At 54.9% G+C, this 19997-nt stretch carries 14 protein-coding genes and 1 tRNA gene; 9 read left to right on the top strand and 6 right to left on the bottom strand.

The annotated features are described in order from the left end of the window. Window positions 1-56: 56 nt before the first annotated feature. From RBB47_RS24980 to RBB47_RS24965, 4 genes are all read left to right on the top strand, one after another. Window positions 57-350: an acylphosphatase gene (locus RBB47_RS24980; RefSeq protein WP_371932853.1), complete on the top strand. Its 294-nt coding sequence runs from the start codon at window positions 57-59 to the stop codon at window positions 348-350. Window positions 351-494: 144 nt separating this feature from the next. Further along, a complete protein-coding gene (locus RBB47_RS24975; RefSeq protein ID WP_305988633.1) occupies window positions 495-1715 on the top strand; it encodes an NAD-dependent epimerase/dehydratase family protein in 1221 nt (406 codons plus the stop codon). 9 nt (window positions 1716-1724) lie between these two features. Then, window positions 1725-2591, top strand: a complete 867-nt coding sequence (locus RBB47_RS24970; protein WP_305988632.1) for a glycosyltransferase — start codon at window positions 1725-1727, stop codon at window positions 2589-2591. Beyond that, window positions 2592-3458, top strand: a complete 867-nt coding sequence (locus tag RBB47_RS24965) for an NAD(P)-dependent oxidoreductase (protein ID WP_305988631.1) — start codon at window positions 2592-2594, stop codon at window positions 3456-3458. It begins immediately after the preceding gene. 12 nt (window positions 3459-3470) lie between these two features. Here the strand turns inward: RBB47_RS24965 and lipB are convergent, their stop codons facing one another. After that, entirely contained in the window at window positions 3471-4178 is a 708-nt protein-coding gene (lipB, locus tag RBB47_RS24960; RefSeq protein ID WP_305988630.1) for a lipoyl(octanoyl) transferase LipB, read from the bottom strand. A gap of 95 nt (window positions 4179-4273) precedes the next feature. Between lipB and RBB47_RS24955 the strand changes: the two genes are divergently transcribed. Further along, window positions 4274-4540: a FliM/FliN family flagellar motor switch protein gene (locus RBB47_RS24955; protein ID WP_305988629.1), complete on the top strand. Its 267-nt coding sequence runs from the start codon at window positions 4274-4276 to the stop codon at window positions 4538-4540. Between the two features lie 121 nt (window positions 4541-4661). Then, window positions 4662-4748: transfer RNA gene (locus RBB47_RS24950), tRNA-Leu, on the top strand. Between the two features lie 308 nt (window positions 4749-5056). Here RBB47_RS24950 and RBB47_RS24945 read toward each other — a convergent pair. From RBB47_RS24945 to RBB47_RS24930, 4 genes are all read right to left on the bottom strand, one after another. After that, a complete protein-coding gene (locus tag RBB47_RS24945) occupies window positions 5057-7519 on the bottom strand; it encodes a DUF4062 domain-containing protein (RefSeq protein WP_305988628.1) in 2463 nt (820 codons plus the stop codon). A 363-nt stretch (window positions 7520-7882) separates the two neighbouring features. Then, on the bottom strand, window positions 7883-11575 hold the full coding sequence (locus RBB47_RS24940; protein ID WP_305988627.1) for a COR domain-containing protein: 3693 nt from the start codon (window positions 11573-11575) through the stop codon (window positions 7883-7885). Window positions 11576-12822: 1247 nt separating this feature from the next. Next, window positions 12823-13422 (bottom strand): hypothetical protein, encoded by a 600-nt coding sequence (locus tag RBB47_RS24935; RefSeq protein ID WP_305988626.1) that lies wholly within the window; start codon window positions 13420-13422, stop codon window positions 12823-12825. A 58-nt stretch (window positions 13423-13480) separates the two neighbouring features. Beyond that, complete coding sequence (locus tag RBB47_RS24930) at window positions 13481-13984, bottom strand: SRPBCC family protein (protein WP_305988625.1); 504 nt, start codon at window positions 13982-13984, stop codon at window positions 13481-13483. 325 nt (window positions 13985-14309) lie between these two features. On the opposite strand from RBB47_RS24930, the gene RBB47_RS24925 reads away from it, so the two are divergent. Beyond that, window positions 14310-16373, top strand: coding sequence for a protein-disulfide reductase DsbD (locus RBB47_RS24925; protein ID WP_305988624.1), 2064 nt, complete (start codon window positions 14310-14312; stop codon window positions 16371-16373). Here the strand turns inward: RBB47_RS24925 and RBB47_RS24920 are convergent. Beyond that, window positions 16370-17266: a LysR family transcriptional regulator gene (locus tag RBB47_RS24920; protein ID WP_299482321.1), complete on the bottom strand. Its 897-nt coding sequence runs from the start codon at window positions 17264-17266 to the stop codon at window positions 16370-16372. The two genes, RBB47_RS24925 and RBB47_RS24920, sit on opposite strands and share 4 nt — an antisense overlap. Before the next feature lie 172 nt (window positions 17267-17438). Between RBB47_RS24920 and RBB47_RS24915 the strand changes: the two genes are divergently transcribed. After that, on the top strand, window positions 17439-18494 hold the full coding sequence (locus RBB47_RS24915) for an SRPBCC family protein (RefSeq protein ID WP_305988623.1): 1056 nt from the start codon (window positions 17439-17441) through the stop codon (window positions 18492-18494). 17 nt (window positions 18495-18511) lie between these two features. Beyond that, window positions 18512-19879, top strand: a complete 1368-nt coding sequence (locus RBB47_RS24910) for a dienelactone hydrolase family protein (RefSeq protein ID WP_305988622.1) — start codon at window positions 18512-18514, stop codon at window positions 19877-19879. The last annotated feature ends 118 nt before the right edge of the window (window positions 19880-19997 follow it).

Below are 19997 nucleotides of genomic sequence, written 5' to 3'. Positions count from 1 at the left end.
CTGTACCGGCGCCCGATCAAGCGCCGGTACATTGCCGCCAGAGACAAGACAGGACAATGACCATGACATCTGGGCTGGTGACCGTTCACGTTCTCATCGAGGGCCGGGTGCAGGGCGTCGGCTACAGAGCCTGGTGTGCGGACACGGCAATCGCGCGCGGTCTCTCAGGATGGGTCAGGAACAGAACTTCCGGCGCCGTTGAGGCGGTCTTTTCAGGCCAGCCAGCAGGTGTCGCCGACATGCTGGATGCTGTCTGGCGTGGACCACGACTTGCCAAAGTAACCGGCGTCAAGGAACTGGACCCGGTCGAGTTGCAAGAAGGCCCGTTCAAAGTCAGGGAAACTGCTTAAGAGACGGCGTCATCTTTGGATTTGTGTATCAATTACGAATTTCAACGTTGAACTGTCATTGAATTATCGCAATGATCTGATCTCACATATGAAACAATCAGAACGTCTGATTTAAGCTTTTCTGCCCAATCAGGGAGATTTCTCGTGAAAATAGCGGTTCTCGGTGGTGACGGATTCGTTGGTTGGCCCACCTCTTTGCATCTGTCCGACATCGGCCACGAAATCCATATCATTGATGATTTGAGCCGGCGCTGGATCGATGCGGAACTTGGCGTCCAATCGCTCACACCGATGGATTCCATTCAGGAACGCACACGCATCTGGAAACAGGAAACGGGCAATACAATCCATTTCCATCTGATCGATATTGCCGAGAACTATGAAGTGTTCAAGGCCTGGCTGTCTGACAACCGTCCCGATGCGATCATCCACTTTGCCGAACAGCGGGCGGCGCCGTATTCGATGAAGTCGGATCAGCACAAGAACTACACCGTCAACAACAACGTCAATGCTACCCATCATTTGCTCAACGCCATGGTTGAGCTGAATCTGGATGCACATCTGGTGCATCTCGGCACGATGGGGGTCTATGGATACTCAAACGTCGGAGCGGCCATCCCAGAGGGCTATCTGGGCGTCGATGTCGAGACCCTGGCCGGAGAAAAGGTCAATCAGGAGATCCTTTATCCGGCTAATCCCGGATCGATCTACCACATGACCAAGTGTCTCGATCAGCTGCTTTTCCAGTTCTATGCCAAGAATGACGGTCTCAGGATCACCGATCTGCATCAGGGCATTGTTTGGGGCACGCACACGGAACAGACCAAACGCCACAAGCAGCTCATCAACCGTTTCGACTATGACGGAGACTATGGAACCGTCCTGAACCGGTTCCTCATCCAGGCGGCAATCGACTATCCGCTGACCGTGCATGGCACCGGTGGCCAGACCCGCGCCTTCATCCATATTCAGGACTCGGTGCGCTGCATTGAACTTGCCCTGAAAAACCCGCCGCAAAGCGGCGACCGGGTCAAGGTCTTCAATCAGATGACGGAAACACATCGGGTCCGTGGCCTTGCCGAACTGATTTCCAGACTGACTGGCGCAAAGGTGGCTTATCTGCCCAACCCGCGTAAGGAGGCAGCCGAAAACGACCTTGTCGTCAGGAACGAACAATTCCTGGATCTCGGGCTCGATCCGATCAAGCTGGAAGACGGCCTTCTGGAGGAGGTGGTCGATGTGGCCAAGGCCTATGCCTATCGGGTTGACCGCAGCCGGGTACCGGCAGTTTCCGCGTGGACCCGTGAAATCGCGGAAGAGATCGAGCACGATCCGGAGCATCCCCGGCTAAAATCGGTCTCGTGAGGCTTTGGCATGACCGGTGAACCGGAGTTCAACAAGGCGCAGGGCGCCAGATATGCCTATGTAACGCTGGTGACCAACAGGGACTATGTTCTTGGTGCGACGGCGCTGCTGCGGTCGTTGCGCAGAGCACGATCCGACGCCGATCTTGTGGTTCTCCAAACGCCGGGTGTCGACGACGAGGACCTTGCAGCCCTAAAGACCTTTGAACCGCGGCTTGGACGCTGCGAACGGTTGCCAACATCCGATGCTTTCAACGAGCGGCACGAACGTGGCCGCCTGCACAAGGCCGCACCGTTTTCAAAAGGAGGCAAGCCGGTCTTTCATACGCCGCTCGACAATTTCGTGAAGCTGCGGCTCTGGCAACTTGTCGAGTATGAGCGCGTCGTGTTCATCGATGCTGACGCGCTTGTGCTTCAGAACTGCGACCGGTTGTTTGAGTTTCCGGAATTCTGCGCGGCACCAAATGTCTATGAGGGTTTGGCCGACTTTCATCGGTTGAACAGCGGTGTCTTCACGGCGCGGCCGAGCGAAACCACGTTCGAGCAGATGCTTTCCAGGCTGGACAAGCCGGATGTCTTCTGGCGTCGTACCGATCAGACGTTCCTTGAGAATTACTTTCCCGATTGGCAAGGTCTGCCGGTCTTTTACAATATGCTGCAATATGTCTGGTTCAACCTGCCGGAGCTGTGGAGCTGGGAGCAAATCCACATTCTGCATTATCAGTATGAAAAGCCATGGCAGGCGGGGCACGAAAAGGCGGATCGGCTCCGGCCACTGATCGATCTTTGGCAAGCCTTTGCGACCGGAGACGGAATTCCGGCGGATACGACGCGGCTGAAAGGGCCTTCGGAATGGGCCGAGCAACAGGCGTCCTGAATGCATGTCCTGATCACAGGCGCCGGTGGAACAGTTGGCCGATTTCTCGCGCATCGGATGCTGACAGAGGGACATGACGTCACCTCGCTTGGCCGCGCTCCCGTCGCGGACATGCCACTTGCGTTTTCACCCTTTGACCTTGCCAATCCAGTGCCTGACCTACCCAGGGCCGATGTGCTCATCCATTGTGCGCTTCACCACGCGCCGGGCAAGTTCCGTGGCGGCGAGGGGACGGATCCGGACCGCTTCTGGCGATTGAACGTCGATGGAACGAAGGCGCTCTTCGCGGCCGCCAAAGCCACCAGTTGCCGGCATGCTGTGTTCGTCTCCAGCCGAGCCGTCTATGGCGATCATCGCGGCGGCGAGACACTGCGTGAAGCCGATGAGCCGGCACCTGACACGCTTTACGGCGAGGCCAAGCTGGCCGGTGAACACCAGCTTTCGGATTTATGCGATGAAGCGTTTTGCGGGATCGTCTTGAGAACGACCGGCGTCTACGGTGTGGCTCCAGGTCTTCGTGAGCACAAGTGGTCCGGCCTGTTCGACAGCTTTCTGTCGGGCAATCGGATCGAGCCAAGGTGCGGAACGGAAGTGCACGGAGACGACCTTGCAGCAGCCGTCGCCTTGCTTTTGAAGCAGGGGAATACCGGGAAAAGGTTTGATGTTTTCAACGTGTCCGACCTCATGCTGGACCGGAGCGACCTTCTTGGAATGCTCGCTTCGCTTCGAGCGGTCGGTATTGAAGTTCCTGAAAAGTCTTCCAGGATCCCGGGCGAAATGGATACGGCCAGGCTCCGGGCCCTTGGATGGAAGCCCGGTGGTGTTCAGCGTCTGCAGGATTTCTTGAATACCTGTTCGCCTGTTTGAAACAACGCGAAGCTAGACAGAGACGACAGGGCCGAAGATCTTTTCGAATTCCGCGCGCAGAACCATGTCGTTTTCCGCCATGGTCACCGGGATCCCAAGATCGACAAGGCTTGTGACACCGTGGTCTTTGACACCGCAGGGCACGATGCCGGAAAAGTGGTCGAGCTCCGGTTCAACGTTGAAGCTGATACCGTGATAAGTGACCCATCTGCGCAGCCGAAGACCAAGGGCGGCAATCTTGTCCTCGACGGCTTCGCCCCGGTCCGGACGGCTAACCCAGACGCCAACCCTGTCCTCGCGCCGCTCACCGCGGATGTGGTAATGCCACAACGTGTTGATGAGCCAGGTTTCGAGCGCTGACACGAAGGCCCGGACGTCCTGCTTCCGCGTTTTCAGGTTGAGCATCACGTAGGCGATGCGTTGGCCCGGACCGTGATAGGTGTGCTGGCCGCCGCGCTTGGTGCGGTAGACGGGGAAGCGGTCAGGGGTCACCAGATCCCTGTCGTCCGCCCTGGTTCCGGCGGTGTAAAGTGGAGGGTGTTCGAGAAGCCAGACAAGCTCGCGGGCTTCGCCCGAGATGATTCTCTCGACGCGACTTTCCATTTCCTCAAGCGCGTGCTCATAGTCCACAAGCTCGTCAGATATCTTCCACTCCACCGGTTCAGAACCCGTTTTCGGCTGAAAACTGAGAGAAATCTGGTCTCTTTCGGCTGGTGACATGTGGATGACACTTCTTTGTTTTTTGAGCTGGCTTGCCGGGCCGTGATATGGTGTGGCGCTGGCGGGTTCGCCCTATTTAAGGATCTTGACGTCCGATGACCACCTTTGACGAAATCAAAGTCGACATTTCCGTCGTGCTCGGCGAATCCGAAATGCCGGTGCATCAGCTCCTGCGCATGGGCCGTGGTGCCGTCATCGATCTGGACGTATCAGAAGACGATGATGTCAAGATCTACGCCAACAATACACTGGTGGCACGTGGACAGGTGGTACTGCTCGGCGAACGGATTGGTATTTCGATTACCGAGGTTCTGATGCGTGCACCGGAAGTACGTCCGATGCGGACCGACGGGCCGTTGTAAGCCTGGCTCAAAGAAATATCGGGCGCTTGTGAATTAATACGGTTTCGGCTCTTGCGCCCCCAAAATCCTTTTGCTACATGGAGCGCCTCGACGCAGACAGGCGCCGGGAACAATCGAATATGCGGTCGTGGCGGAATTGGTAGACGCGCAGCGTTGAGGTCGCTGTGGGGTAAAACCCGTGGAAGTTCGAGTCTTCTCGACCGCACCATTCGATTGGGGTAAACGTATGTTTCCCAATGATTTAGGTGTTTTCAGCAGTGATTTCTTACACGAAAATCCCGTAGGCGTTTTGCCGTGGTTTGCACGGTTTTGCAGCGGTCAACGAGGTTGTGGAAAAACCAACTCTCTGAATGAATTCAACAATTCAACAATGGCCGTGAGCTTCGTTCAACCTCGAACGATTGATTTCGTCAACGTGCGGCAGCAGTTGACGTGTGTTTGTGCTAGCGGTCTAAGGAGCGCTTTCAAGAAGCTGTCCACAACACAGTAGTTTAGCCGGAACTTGGGCGTTCGAGCTCACCTTAGCCAATTTTCAGCAACTGATTTTGCTAACCTACTGGGTAAAGATGTGCCCAGATCCAACCAATGAACGCTATTATAATAACGTTGGTTTTCACCGTCCACGTAGTTATCAAGCAACGACGTTAGTCGCTTTTTTGGTATAGATTGAACGCATCTTATTGCGAATATCTCTCTGGCGCTGTCATTCTTACGCCCGAGTTCTCGAATTACTATATCGTCACTCAAACTGGCAATTAGTTTGTTTGGAATTAGCTTTAGAAGGGCATCTCTAATTTGCGAGTCCAATTCTAAGTCTAATGTATCTGCAACTCTTTGTCTGCCCAAAGCCAAAATTGCAGATGCTTTTTGTTGGGGAAGCTTGGTTGATCTGAAACTCACAAGGCTTCCTTCCGAAGGATAATCGCCCAACTTTTTGATGCGTTCGACGTCCGGCCATTCGCCAAAACGTCCCAGGTAACGCGTTATGCTTTCACTGGCGTCGATTTCGAACGAGTCTATTGTTTTTCTTACTAAATCCAGATCTTTCCGATTTCGAAGCTCGCAAAGGATAGACAGAGCACTGCTGGAAAGCTTATTTGTCAGAAAAGGACCCAGTTTGCGAATGTTCTCAATTGCAGCAGTGCCAACAACCCCGGAATTGGCTGCCAGTTTTTTCAATTCGGTTTCGAACTGAGATCTAAATCCATCGGCAAGATTTTTCCGGATGTCTGATTGTGTTTTTGATCTAAATCTTGAGTAAAGAACCGTTAGTTCTTGTTCGTTAAAAACACCAGCTTTTTCAACTTTACTCTTCAAGTCTGTAAAGCTCAGTTCGGAAAGACGATTTACTCGATAACGCTCATAGAATTTAGTGTCTGTTTCTTTGCGTGTTGCTGAACCTAATGCAATACCAAGACCGACCGCACGACGCTCTATTGTCAGTGCCTTTTTTAAAACTTCGTCCGTTAACGCTTGGTCGAGATTTGCAAGAGTTTCGGCCGCGATCAGACGAATTTCATGCATGTTGTCTGTGAGGAGTGAATCAATAGCCTCTTTTGGAATTTCGCTTCGATCAAATAAAACTCGTGCCGCACGAAGGCGTATTTCGTCTTGTTTTGCCGATAGACAAGAGACCAAAGTTTCGGACAGTAAGGACTGTGGGCTGCTAAAGAGATCATCCGCAACCCTACTTTCGACTTTGTCTACTTCATTGCGACAAAGACGCTTCAGCGCCGAGTCAGTGCTACCTCGAGCGAGGATGGCTACGACTGCGCCCTCGATTTGTTGCTTGCGTTTCGGGTCGCAATCATTGGACATCTCTTCAAGCAGAGGAATATCCTCGTGAACGGCATTTGTTGCCAAAAAAGATACGGCAGCGTCAAATACTTGATCTTTAGTCTCGTTTGAGAGCCACGTTTGTAGTGTTTTCCTCTTTGAGATCAGCTCTGAAAGGTCGATTAGCGGTTGGCCTAAAAGCTTGAGAATGCGAATAGAACGCTGCTGTTCGTCCTGAGTCCCCACTTGCGACAAAAATCTTAGGTAAAAGAACTGGTTCTCCAAATCTCCAGATTTTTGTACCCAGCGCCAAAGAGGAACATTCCGATGAGTAAACCCTATAACACCGCATTCCACCAGAGCATTATACTCTCGATCTGATAGTTTTTCGTCTCGGTAGTGTTTAAAAATTAGATTTGCATCATGATTTTCCAAATATATTTCGTCATTTCCAGACCTATGCAGTGTAGTGGAAATTAGTCTAAATCTTGCAACTTCTTGCGAAGATACAGCATCCCAACCATATGACCGATTTGCAACGTCACTCAAAAAAGAACCAGCATTTTCTTCAATGAGACGTGAGGCAGAGCTCGCGGTCGTTTCGGTATCTGAATCATCTTCAGGTGGAGCTTCGGATCCATCGTCTTCAACGCTCTCGAAAGGTTTGAAGGATGTTTCGCGCCAGCCAATCTCCATCAGTTTATCTCGAACAACATCTTTGAAATCAGAAGTGTCGTTAAAGTCTTTAAAAAATACTTTCTTTTCTTCAATGCAGCTCTGTCGGAAGTCTAAAACCTTCTGTATATCTTCACCGGGCTGGAATCCTTCTGGTGAATCTATGGTTTTGAAGAATAGGGCCATATCCTTCATATTTCCGCTTTCGATTCGATCGATTGCGCGACAGTATTCCTCCTCAAAACCCGATGTATAACCATTTGCGTCGGTAGAAGGCCGTGAGCCCCACTTGTTCCACATGACCCCGATAAAATAATCGCACCTATCGAGGTCTTCATTAATCTTGCTCTGCGGGCGCTGGTATCCTGGGATCGCATCTTCCCAACCGTACAGCTTGAAGTGGCAGCCCCAATGCTCTGAGTTGTTTCGGTTCACTTCACCTACAACATGATGTGCAGCATTACGCTCTTTGTCCAGTCCTCCGGGAGAACCTATGAAGATGCGGACTATCTTGAGACTCTCACGCATATGCCACCTCGAATCTTTTTGCTTGAAGAGAATCTAGCACAACGCTTACTACCTGAGACTGCAAATGAGCAAAGTTAGTTCTCCAAAATCACAATGCTCAGCTCAACTAACTGACTATTTCTTTGCTCGAAAACGCTTGCTAAGTTAAGTATTTGCGGTGGGTTTTAGGGTGACGACGTAAAGCTGTGCATGCTATGCGCATCGCTTTTGCAACAACTTGATACGAACTAGAAAGACTTAGCTATTTGAACGTCGAAAGCATTCAGCTTATTCAACGCAATAGGTCATAGAGCTTGCCTTAACCTATTCTAGATCAGCTCAAAATTGAACCGCACTCGCGCACTCTTCCTACGTGAAGAAAGCTTATTGTTTTCGATGTGTCTCGTTGTGAGCAAGTAATCCTAAAATCATAAAAGCGACTATCCACATTACGGCAGCCGTAATGGTTACACTGTCTCCAATATTTGCGCTGAACCATCCAAGATCCAAGGCCATAGCGATACCACGCGCACCAAGCAGTGCGGCGCCCGTCAGCGCCCACATTTGGAAAAGGCGACGAAAGAAATAGGCTGGATCCAGCAACCGAAGCCCATACCTTACCAGCATAAATACTACTATGGCCGCGCCGATACTCACCGACCACCCCATTTCGGAATCCAACAAGAGTACACCAAGTACATAAATTGCCGGCACAAAAGGAAAGATCTGCTGAAATGAGGGCAACTCAAACGAGCGGTTGACATCATTTTGTAGTTGTGGCGTTGAAGGAAACTCCGCTTCGCCCTGTTGAACGAGCCTTAAGTCCACATGGTGTAGAAGCTCACTGATCTTGTAGGAATGGTCTGCATCGGTTGGGCGATGCCGATAATCAGGTTCTTCTTCTCGTTCTAGGCGCAGCAAAAAGTCATATGATTCCTCTATTTCGGGATTATCGGGCATAGGTACCCAGGCAGTCGCTTCAAGGTCACCAAGCGCCTTGTGTACGGTCAAAAACGCGTCTCGCAGTACAGCTAGTGCTTCGCGACAACGTTCTCCCTGAATGGCGATGTCAATCCGCTTGGCGTCACGATCGGCCCGGATCACAGCTTCGGCATCGTCTATCCTAAGCTTTGCACCTGTCAGCCAAGCGTCCTCAGGGTCGCGCAATCGGTCGTGCAACCGCACAATCAGTCTTGGAACCAGCGCGCGTGGCAAGTCTTTGTACCTATATCGAAAGCGCAGCGCGTCCCGCTCGAAAGCGCTGTAGTCAGGGGATTTAACGCGCAACGCTTCAGGCGCGAGATAAGTCTCCTTCTCATCTGGCAAGCGATAGCAAAGTTCAATCTTTTCATCGAGCATCATGGATATTATGAATTCATGGTGCTCAATAGGATACACTTTTGGGTTTAGCCACTCGGCAATACTCGCCCGCGTGAAGCGTCCGCCAAGCTCTTCAGTCTTTATCCGGTCCAAAACTTCGTAAATAGCGTCGGTCAACCAGTTTGGGTCTAGGAGCGTGATGCCTTTCAGCGCGGCAGGGGCGTCGCGACCCAGTCCATGTGCAACTACCACGCCCATTGCATGCAAAGTCCGCAACAGTGAACGGCGTTCATCATCGCCTGCCAACGGCCGGTCACCTACAACCTCCGGGTCAACACAAATAGCATTGAATATCGTCGCTTCCAAAACCGACTCCTCTCGCGCTCGCGCGGTCAATGCTTCCTTTACCGCGAGCCATGAGGAGGGTTGGGGCGTGCGTGCTGCTTCGAAAGCCTCGTGCACAACAAGCGTATTTGCAATTACTGCCCGCAGCGCTGCAGCCCGCTGTTTACTGTATTTGTCATCGTTGCATGAAATTCGATAAAACCCAATTATTTGAGGGTATTCTCGTTGGTAGTGCGGTTCGTCGATGCGTAGGTCCGCTTTACCACCATCACATTTGTTTATGACCACCAGTATTGGGACATTGCCAGCTGAAGAATGTATCATGCGTAGCCAAGGGTCGATTGAATCGTCATCTTCCCTTCTGTCTTCTAAAACTAAAATATACAAGCTGCGTTCGGTTAAGAAGTATCGATGTGTGCCGCGCATAATTTCCTGACCACCGAAGTCCCAGACATTCAATCGGATATCGCTCCCATCAGGAAGCCAAGTTCTGGTTTCGATGCGCTCAAAATGGCGAACGTTTGGCGTCTTACGTTCGTTAGGATCTCTTGCTTTGCCTTCCAAAAGGAAGCGCGCGAGCGAGGTTTTACCAACCGCCTCGTCCCCCAGCACGAGTAGTTTGGCCTCATTTAATGGCACGAGAGTCCCTGAAGCGTCGGCCGCGACGAATTCTGTCCACGCTGCGAGAAGCGCCTTTGCATCACTGCTTTGGAATGTTGCCTTGGTTAGAAGTTGATCCGTACACGGATTTTTTGAAAGATCGAGTAAAGAAAGGAACCGGAACTGATAGTTGTCCAAAATGGCCTTTGCACCGGCGCTACCCACGCTGTTTCCACTGAGATCGAGCCCAGCAAGGATCGGTAGCCCCTCCGCAATGGCCTTCGCCCCGGCGTCGCCCACGTTGTTGCCGTTGAGAAAGAGCGCAGTGAGGTTCGGAAGCCCTTCCGCGATGGCCTGCGCTCCGTCGTCACCCACATTGTTTTCATAGAGAAAGAGAGTGGTTAGGTTCGGTAGCCCTTTTGCGATGGCCTTCGCCCCGGCGTCGCCTACAAGGTTTTCTTGGAGCCAGAGCTCGGTGAGGTTCGGCAACCCTTCCGCGATGGCCTGCGCCCCAGCGTCACCCACACGGTTATTGCTTAAAATGAGGGAGCCGAGGTTTGGCAGCCCTTCCGCAATGGCCTTCGCCCCAACGTCGCCCACTCCGTTACTTTGGAGATTGAGTTTGGCGAGGTTTGGCAGCCCCTTCGCGATCGCCTTCGCCCCGACCTCGCCGACTCCGCTACTTTGGAGATTGAGTTTGGCGAGGTTTGGCAGCCCCTTCGCTATGGCCAGCGCTCCGTCGTCGCCCACGCCGCTACCATTGAGATTGAGAGTGGTGAGGTTCGGCAACCCCTCCGCGATGGCCTGCGCCCCAACGTGACTCACTCTGATACCATAGAGATTGAGCGAGGATAGGTTCGGCAGTCCTTCCGCAATGGCCTTCGTGCCGGTGTTGCCCACATTGTTGCCAGCGAGATTGAGCGTTGTGACGCTCGGCAATCGCTCTGCGATAGCCCGCGCGCCAGAATCGCCTACACTGTTTCTGTAGAGATTGAGCGATTCGAGGTTCAGCAGCCGCTCCGAGATGGCTTGCGCCCCAGCCTCGCTCAATCTGTTCTTAGCGAGATCGAGCGCGATGAGGTTTGGCAGCCCTTCCGCGATGGCCTTCGCCCCAACGTCGCCCAAGCTGTTATCACTGAGATTGAGCGCGGTTAGGTTCGGCAACCCTTCCGCGATGGCCTGCGCCCCGGCCTTGCGCACGCTTCCTTTGGCGAGACTGAGGGTGGCGAGGTGAGGCAGCCCTTCCGCGATGGCCTGCGCGCCAGAATCGCCCACTCTATTACCAACGAGAGCTAGCGAGGTTAGGTTCGGCATTCCCTCCGCGATGGCCTGCGCTCCGTCGTCACCCACATTGTTTTCATAGAGAAAGAGAGTGGTTAGGTTCGGTAGCCCTTTTGCGATGGCCTTCGCCCCGGCGTCGCCTACAAGGTTTGCTTGGAGCCAGAGCTCGGTGAGGTTCGGCAGATTTTTTGCAATCAGGTTCGCATGACGGGTATTCAGACCACCACGAATGACTGATAGGGACTGCAGCGAGTTGCTTGCTTCTAAAACAAATTCGAATTCGGAATCCGAAATATGCAAGCCCATCAGCATGAGCTTCTTGGCCTTCTTCAAGTCCGAAACGAGGGGCGTAAAATCTGGCGAGAACCCTCTCGACAACAATGCAAGGCGGCGAAAACCGTGATCCAACAAGTAGCTTTTCGCTCCTTCTAGAATCAGGCTGATTGCAACCTCATCCCCAGCACGTAAATAGGCTTCAAGCGTTTCCTGGGACGCGATGCGAATAATTTCAATTTCGGGCGAATCGGACATAGTGGGAAGATCAATTAGTGTCGCGCGTTCAACTGTTAGCAATAACTAGCCTCCGCTAGTCTTACTTATCGCTGCCCTCGTTTCAACGCTAATCCCAGTATGGCAACAACTGGAGGGCGAAACGAGGCGCCGAGTCCGCTCGATTTCTAACGGAGCCGACAGCTCTCAGCGGACGATTTAGGGGTTAGATCGGACACCGGAATTATCCTAGTTAGCGGCAGTTTAGTCCGTCGAGCACAATTTCTGGACGAAGAGGGGTGAAATCCAGTCAGCACTCTTGGAAAGCGTTTTTCGAAAGTTCGAAAAAGAAGAAAACGCTGCGCGTGATCCTCACTCATGGTCCATAAGTGATCTGAACGAGAAGCTGAGTTTGCTTACTGGCATCACCAAGCCACAAGTGTCGCCGGATGACGCCGGATTTGCATACAAAGAGATTAGTTATCACAGCTTAGATGAGCTTCTGGAAATGTATCAAGAAACGCGCGATCGGTAGCCAATGGCACCCCACACGTTGGCCAACGTGGGTAGGTGCGTGTGGTGCGCACCGGTCATTCGGGTATTTGACCGGAAATGGAAGGGCTTAGGTGTATAGCCACCCACCGTAGTCCACTATTTCAACGCTAATAGCACAAGTCCTGGGCGGTTGATCACGTGTTCGTCGCGACAAGGTACGGACAGGGGCATGGTCTTGCCGGACAGGAGGAAGACACTTTCGTGCGGCCGATGCCCCGCTAGGATGTTTGCTCATAATTGGATAAACGCCGATGACCGCTTCGGGCGGCAAGCGAACTTTCATTGCGATTTGTTCGAATGACCGGAATGGGGCCGGAAGCGGACGGTCGGTTTCCATCCGAAAAGTCATTGAAGCGGACATTCTCGCATCGCAAGTTGGCGGCCGGTTTCGGCCCCAAAGCGGTCGTTGACACACCGCGCAGCGAAAGCCCGTTTAGAGCCCAAACTACGGGATGCTGCAATCTGCACCAAGGTCTGAAAACAGCTGTGAAGCGGTTATTCGAGGATGGTTCCTGCTTCTGTCTTGCGATGGGTGATGGCGATTTGCGCAGGATTTCAGTGGGTTGAGTGATTTTGTGTGCAACGATTGCTCATCAATCTATCGCCTGACATCGCGCCCTAGCGCGCCATTGGGGACACAACGACAGAAGCATCACTTTGGCGATTGGATAAACCGCGCCGCCTATCGATTGCGCGGCGCGATACGATCTCGTCCCCCTCCGAAACTCCGGCGTTCAATACACCTCGCCGCCGTAGATCTCCGCGAGATTTTCTGCGCTCGATTCCATGAACATCGGCATCATCCTCGACATCATCCAGCCTTTCATGCTGGTAGTTTCAAAGTACCGCCGCATGTGCATGATGGATCCGCCCTCGGCAGGGGTGACGATCACGACCCCCCGGTGACCTTCAAAAGCATCAGGTGCCCAAAGCGGCCTCGCGATCATGGAAGCCTCTGGGTCAAGATGCACGATTTCGTCTGTTTCGCCTTCCTTGTAAGAAACAAGAGAACCGACACCAAAGTCCCCAGTTTCCCTGGCTGAGTTGTCAATCACAACATTCTCCGGTGGAGGGGATACCCACTCGGAGTAGTCTTCGAACGCAGCGACGATCACCATCGCTTCAGACGGTGTCATCGGCAGGAACACCTTGACCTCAGCGCCGAGCGGTTTATCGGTGAAATCGCGGACATCCAACTCCCCAAACACATGAGTTTCGGGCGAAAGGCCGACACCCGGGTCGCTTCTCAGAGTGGGGCTGAAACTGAGAAACCCAAATCCCCCAACGATAGCGATCACGACGAGGCCGCCAAATATTTTGAGTATCTTCTTCATCTTTTTCTCCATCGTAGGCGGCGCGACGACCGGCCACGCCCTGTTTCGTTTTGATGTTTTATGCGGGCACGACACCTGCCGCAGACGGGGAGCTGTGCTTGACGCCTTTGCTGTCGATCTTTCCGCCGGTCTTGAGGTGGTGCTCGAGGCTTTCCAGCATCAGCGACACGCGCTTTTTCATCATCGGCTTCATCATGAGATTTCCCATGATCGCGCCGAGGGGCCCCATGCCGATTTCTATGTCCATTTCGACGGTGACGTTGGTGATGTTGCCACTTGGGCTAAGTCGGATGACGGACATCCCGCCCTTCATAGGTTTGGGGGTCTCGCTGAGCGACATGTGAATGGCGCGACCTTCGTCGATTTTCGTGATTGTCTCGACGATGGACGTCTTGTCGACGAACTCACAGCGGCGCTTGGCGCCTACTCCGTGGTTATTCTCGCTCAGCAGCGGGGAGCGCACGACCCATGGCTGAAAGCGCCAGATGCCGCCCCAGTCGTTAAAGGCCGCCCAGACGTCTTCGGCCGACGCATTCACGCGTTTTGTCATTTCAGCATGCATGTTTTTGTTCCTTCTAGGTTTAAGGGTGAGGTGCGCGCGACACGCGCTTATGCGGCATTTTCCGCGAGATCGTCATCGGACAGGGCATAGCCCGCCATACCCGCTGCGGCACCTTCGGCGGTGTCGGATGTCTTGAGCTCAACTGATATGAGCGAAGGCTTGGACATGGCCGTAACTCCTTTGATTATCGATGACGCCAAGGTGGGGGCTTGGCTTCATCTACGCCATGCTCAATTTTGCACCGGTCAGTTCCAAAAATGATGGATGTTGGTCTGAAGTTGGTCCGTTAGGATGTGTGCAGTTATCTGAGAACAGGAGTGGTCCGATGAGGTTTTTCAGGTCGTTTGCAGTTGCGATTGCCCTCTTTTCAGGGTTGTCCGCGCAGGCGGATGAGGGCTGGACGGATCTGGATTTGTCCAGCGCGCGGTTGATCGCGGCGCAAGCGGCAGCGCCAGCCGATGGGCCGCTTCAGGTCGGCGTCGACATTCGGCTCGTCGATGGCTGGAAAACCTATTGGAGAAGCCCAGGCGACGCGGGGTATCCGGTAACGGTGGATTGGTCGGGTTCGGACAACGCCCAACCTACCCAAATGCAATGGCCGGCACCGCATCGGTTTTCGCTGTTCGACCTTGACACCTTTGGATACGGCGAACGCGTCGTGTTTCCGGTGAATGTGAATGTCCCAGATCCGACACAGCCCGTTCAATTGAATGCGGTGGTAGACTATCTGCTCTGCAAGGAAATTTGCGTCCCGCAGGTCGCCTCAGTCTCTCTTACACTCGAACCAGGTACGCCGACCGCTGGCCCGGATGCGCAGTTGATAGACTTCTACCAGTCTCAGGTTCCGGGCGATGGTTCGCAATCCGGTTTGTCTCTGGAGGACGTCACCCTCACGGACACCGGCAACGGCATCTCAGTGCGCGTTAATTCCGTTTTCCCGCTGACTTCTCCGGACGTGGTCGTGGAGGGACCAGAAGACATCCTGTTTTCGAGGCCAATGATAGAGTTGCAGGAAAACGGGCTGGGATTTTCGGCAACGCTAGAGGCCGAGACGTTTGAAGGGACGCCCGCCGACCTCGCGGGCAAAAACCTGACACTCACCATCGTGGATGGCACACGCGGTCTTGAAGCTCACCTGAACACCGCGGCGTTCGCCCAGGCAACGACCGGCATCTCGATTTCCGCGTTTCTGGGATTCGTCGGGATCGCCTTTGTCGGCGGCATGATCCTTAACCTGATGCCATGCGTGCTGCCCGTGCTGTCTTTGAAGCTGCTCTCGGTCGTGTCTTACGGTGGGCACAGCCCGGCGAGAGTGCGGCTGTCTTTTCTCGCGTCAGCCTTGGGCATCCTCGCCTCGTTCTGGGTCCTCGCACTTGGGGCTGTCGCGTTGCGATCAGTCGGTGTTGCGGTCGGATGGGGCATTCAATTCCAGAACCCCTACTTCCTTGTCTTCATGGCCGTCATCGTTACGGTGTTCGCCTACAATCTGCTGGGCATGTTCGAAATTCCGCTCCCAAAATGGATGTCCGGAGCCGCGCAGATCGGCAACTCCGACACGCTAAAGGGTCACTTTCTGACGGGCGTCTTCGCAACACTGCTCGCAACCCCGTGTTCCGCGCCCTTCGTCGGAACAGCAATCGGTTTCGCGCTTTCATCGGGTACGTTCGAGATACTCGTTATTTTCACGGCGCTCGGTGTCGGTCTTGCCGCGCCCTTCCTGCTGGTTGCTGTGTTCCCTCGACTTGCGACGTCGATGCCCAAGCCCGGCAAGTGGATGCTAACAATGAAGAAGGTGCTTGGGCTTGCCCTTGCTGCAACGACCGTGTGGCTTCTATTCGTCATCGCTGGCGTTTCTGGGCAGAGCCTTGCCATCGTCGTGTCGGTTGGCCTTGTCGCTATGGGGGCGGCGCTTTGGACAGGCCGGTCGGTGGAGGGCCGGGGCGGCGCCATCGGAGCGACACTTGCCATTGTCGCGTTGGCACTGTTGTTCAGCCCTAGCGTGATCACCTCGCCGCAGCCCGGTGCTTCCTCTGTGGCAACAGCCGAATTCGGAGTATTCAACGTAGCGGAGCGAGACCGTCTCGTCTCGGCGGGCGAGGTCGTCTTCGTCGATGTGACAGCGGATTGGTGCATCACGTGCCAGGTCAATAAGCGCATTGCCCTCAGCGACGGCGATGTACGCGCGGCATTGGAAGCGGAGGGAGTCGTGCCCCTGCAAGCCGACTGGACGCAGCGCGACGATAGCATTCTTTCGTATCTGACGAGCCACGGCCGCTACGGCATTCCGTTCAATGTGGTCTACGGGCCCGGCGCGCCGGACGGGATCGTGCTGCCTGAGCTTTTGACCCGCGGAGCCGTCCTAGACGCCCTTCGGGAGGCGCAAGGTTAAGCGCCGCGCCCCTCGATGAGATCAAGCTTGTCGGAAACGGCGTCGTACAGATACTCGCGGAAGCTGCGAAGTCGTACGCTGTCCCGCAGGTCCGGATGGGTCAGAACCCACAGCGAAGTATGCGGAACCGGTCGTGCGCCGGGTACCCGCTGAAGTCCCGGTTCGAGGTCGCCCATCATGCATGGTAGAAAGGCCATACCAAGGCCACGCTTGGCAAAAGCCATCTGAACAAACACGTCGTCGAAACTGCCGGTGACTGGCATGGGCTCCAGCCCCGCCGAGTGAACCCATTTTGGATATTCGACAACGTCATCCCATCCAAGCCAACGTCCGTTTCGATCGGATCCTGTAAAGACATGTGACTCGATGTAACCGGCCGAGGCATAGGCACAAGACGCCTGAGTCGCCAGGTTGCGCCCAACCAGGTAGTCAGGCGGTGAATTGCCTTGCGATGTAAAACGCATTGCGATGTCAGCTTCCCGCTTTGACAGATCAAGAAGGTCCTCGGTTATATCGAGGATCAGGTTAACGAGTGGATTTTGCTCAACGAAGCTGGCTAGGTCGTCGGTCAGAACGCAAACGGCCATTGGTAGCGGAAGAGTAAAGCGGACGTCGCCGGACAGCTCGCGGTCCCGTCCCGCGACGGACCGTTCGGCAGAATGCATTGTTTCTTCAATCGTTCGCGCAGATCCAAGCAGGTCTTCGCCCGCCGAGGTTATCAGCAAGCCGTCCGACGTCCGGTCAAAGAGTCGGGTCTTTAACGCAAATTCAAGCGCATCCATTCTGCGGGACACGGTGGAGTGCGCGACCTTCAAGCTATCTGATGCACCGCGAATCGAACCCGCACGCGCGACGGCGAGAAAGACCTTCAAATCGTTCCAATCGACAGACACCGTGGAGATCACCTTTGGCTAAGAGGCTGTATTTTCGTTCGTGTGTGGATGTCACACTTCAATACATAGCCGGTGTTCCATTTTTCGTCCAGCTCGGCCCATATTCAGAACACGAGGTGCACATTCGAATGGTGTAGCTTTCGTGCGCAGGTACCCAACCAGGAGGTTTCCCATGCGCCTGATTTCTACTCTCAAGACAACCGCCGCCATTGTGGCCGTTGCCACAAGTCTCGCGGCTACCGCACCTGTTGCGGTCGCTCAGGAAATGCCGCCGCGTGTCGTCGGCGCGGTTATGGTCGACGAACTGACCATGGCACCGATGCAGTTTACAATTGAAGTCGAACTTGCCGCCTCGCCAGCGGACGTCTTTGCGTTCGTCACAGATGCCGACAACGTCGCCAAAGTGGTAGATGGCGTGGACGCCGCGATGATGGCCGCTGACGGCATGTCTCGCGATCTGACCTTGTCCGACGGTAGCAAGATCAAAGAGATCATCCATGTCAACGACGCCGACAAACTTTCGTTCGCCTACAGTCTGGCCGACGGTAACCCGATGGGGTTGTCGAACCACCTTGGCGTCCTTCAGGTCCGTCCTGCCGAAGAGCGCGAGGGCTCGGTTGTGAGCTGGCAGCAATATTATGATGGACAGGCCAGCAAAGAGGATCTCGCGCTTTACACGAACGCCGCGGCCAGCCTGGCTTCGGAATTGGGCGGTTACATTGCGGGTACCCACACCGGAATTGCCGACGTGACGCTCACCCATACCCGGGTGTTCAACGTGTCGGCGCAGGAGGTCTGGGCTGAGGTTGCCGAGAACTACGCCAACGCTCACGAATGGTCGAGCGTGATCGAGTCCATCGAATTTGAGGACACGGATGGGAAAGTTGGCGACGTTCGCGCCTGCTTCATCCCCGGTCTTGGTGGCGCGACCCGCGAGATCATCACACGGTACGACGAAGACAATCTCACCTATGCTTACACGATCGAAGAAGGCATGCCTCCCTTTGTGACTTCCAACGAGGCAGTGTGGAGCGTCGCACCGATCGACGAGAACACTTCTGAAGTTACGGTTTCGATCGTTTTCGAGACCGCCCCTGGTGTTCCACCGCAGGCCGTCGCATTCGCGCGGACGAATTTCTACATGTTCGCCGGGTTCGGTATCGACGATCTCAAGTACTTCCTCGAGAACGGGGAGCCCTACGCCCGTCAGTTCCCGTCACCGACCTGATCGCAAAGGTGCTGTACATGCTTAGATTCAAGTCAATGTTGATGGCACTTGGCGTGGCAGCTACTCTCGTTGCTGTGGCACCGACCGGTGCCACAGCGCAGTCGGCATCCGAGACGGTCACGCTGACAACTGGAGTCGGCGAAGTCGAAGCCCGGATCATACGCCAGGCTGACATGCCTGGCGCCGCGCTGATTGTCGGGCTTCACGGCTACGGGATGGATGCCAGGCAGATTGAAACCCTTGTCAACGTCGAACCCCAAGCGGATCACGCATTTGCTGCGCTCCAGGCGCCTGTTCCCGTAGAGGGCGGAGGCGGAGCTTGGTACCCGGTTGACGACAGCTCTGGCTTTGTCGCCGTTGACCCCGATGACGTGCGCTTGAATGCGGAATGGGTCGCCAGCGCGACCTCTGCACTGGTTACCGAGACTGGCGCGGACCCGGCGCAAGTCTATATCGTCGGCTTCAGCCAAGGGGCGTCGATGGCGCTCGGACTTGCGCTGACGCACCCCGATCTTGCAGCGGGGTACATCGCGTTCGCTGGTGGCCTTCCGCCTGAAGTGCGGGCCGAAGGCTGGACAATCAAAAACGGCGCTCCTGTGCTTATTGGGTATGGCACCCGCGACTCGCGGTTCAGCGCCGAGGAGCTTGACGCCACAATCGCGGCGCTGTCGGACGCGGACCTGTCGGTTGAGTTGCAGATCTTCGCCGTCCCCCACGTTGTCAGCGGAGCCGGGCGCCGGGCCATCGCGGCCTGGATCGACGACCGCATCGCCGGACGACCGGTTGCACAGACTCGTCCGCTGCCGCTGGCGGTGACCGCAGCCCCCGACGCCGACGAAGACCCGCAGGCGATCATCGCCGAAGCGCTGGCCGCCGCCGAGGCGCGGGGCGGATATTTCGGGAACCCAGACGGCGATCTCGTGATCTATAAATTCTTCGACTTCAACTGCTCCATCTGCCGGATCGCGCACCGGCAGATGGGTCGTTTCCTTGCGCAATTGCCCGACAACACCCGCGTCGTCGCGGTGGACGTGCCGTTGATCGGGCCAGGTTCGCGCGAAGCGACGGCACACACATTCTCGCTCGTGTCCCCTGACGATTACAACCGCGCCTACCACGCGTTGATGGTCGGGCGGGGTCAGATAAACGGCGTGCGGGCCTTGCGCGAACTTGAGAAACTCGGAATCTTGCCAGGTCTGACAAACACTCAGGAAGCGATCGACGCCTACCAGAACGAAATGCGGATCAACACTGCCGCGATGCGCGCTCTTGGGATACAAGGAACGCCAGGCTTCTATGTCCGGCTAGCAGATGGTCGCGAACAGGCCTTTACCGGCTGGGATGCTGCTGCGATCGCCGCTTTCGTAGGTGCCATACTCGAATAATCTTGCAGCAAGAGAGCCACGTTTCCACGACCGCAAACGTCATTTTCAGAGCGCAAGTCAGGTGCACTAAGAACCTTGCTTACAATGAGACGACGCTGTGAATCTGGGCGCTAGTGCT

The organism is Roseibium sp. MMSF_3544 (genome assembly GCF_030732845.1).
Classification (GTDB): domain Bacteria; phylum Pseudomonadota; class Alphaproteobacteria; order Rhizobiales; family Stappiaceae; genus Roseibium.
Note: the sequence above shows the minus strand (reverse complement) of the source record. Positions and strands in the feature narration are given on the sequence as shown.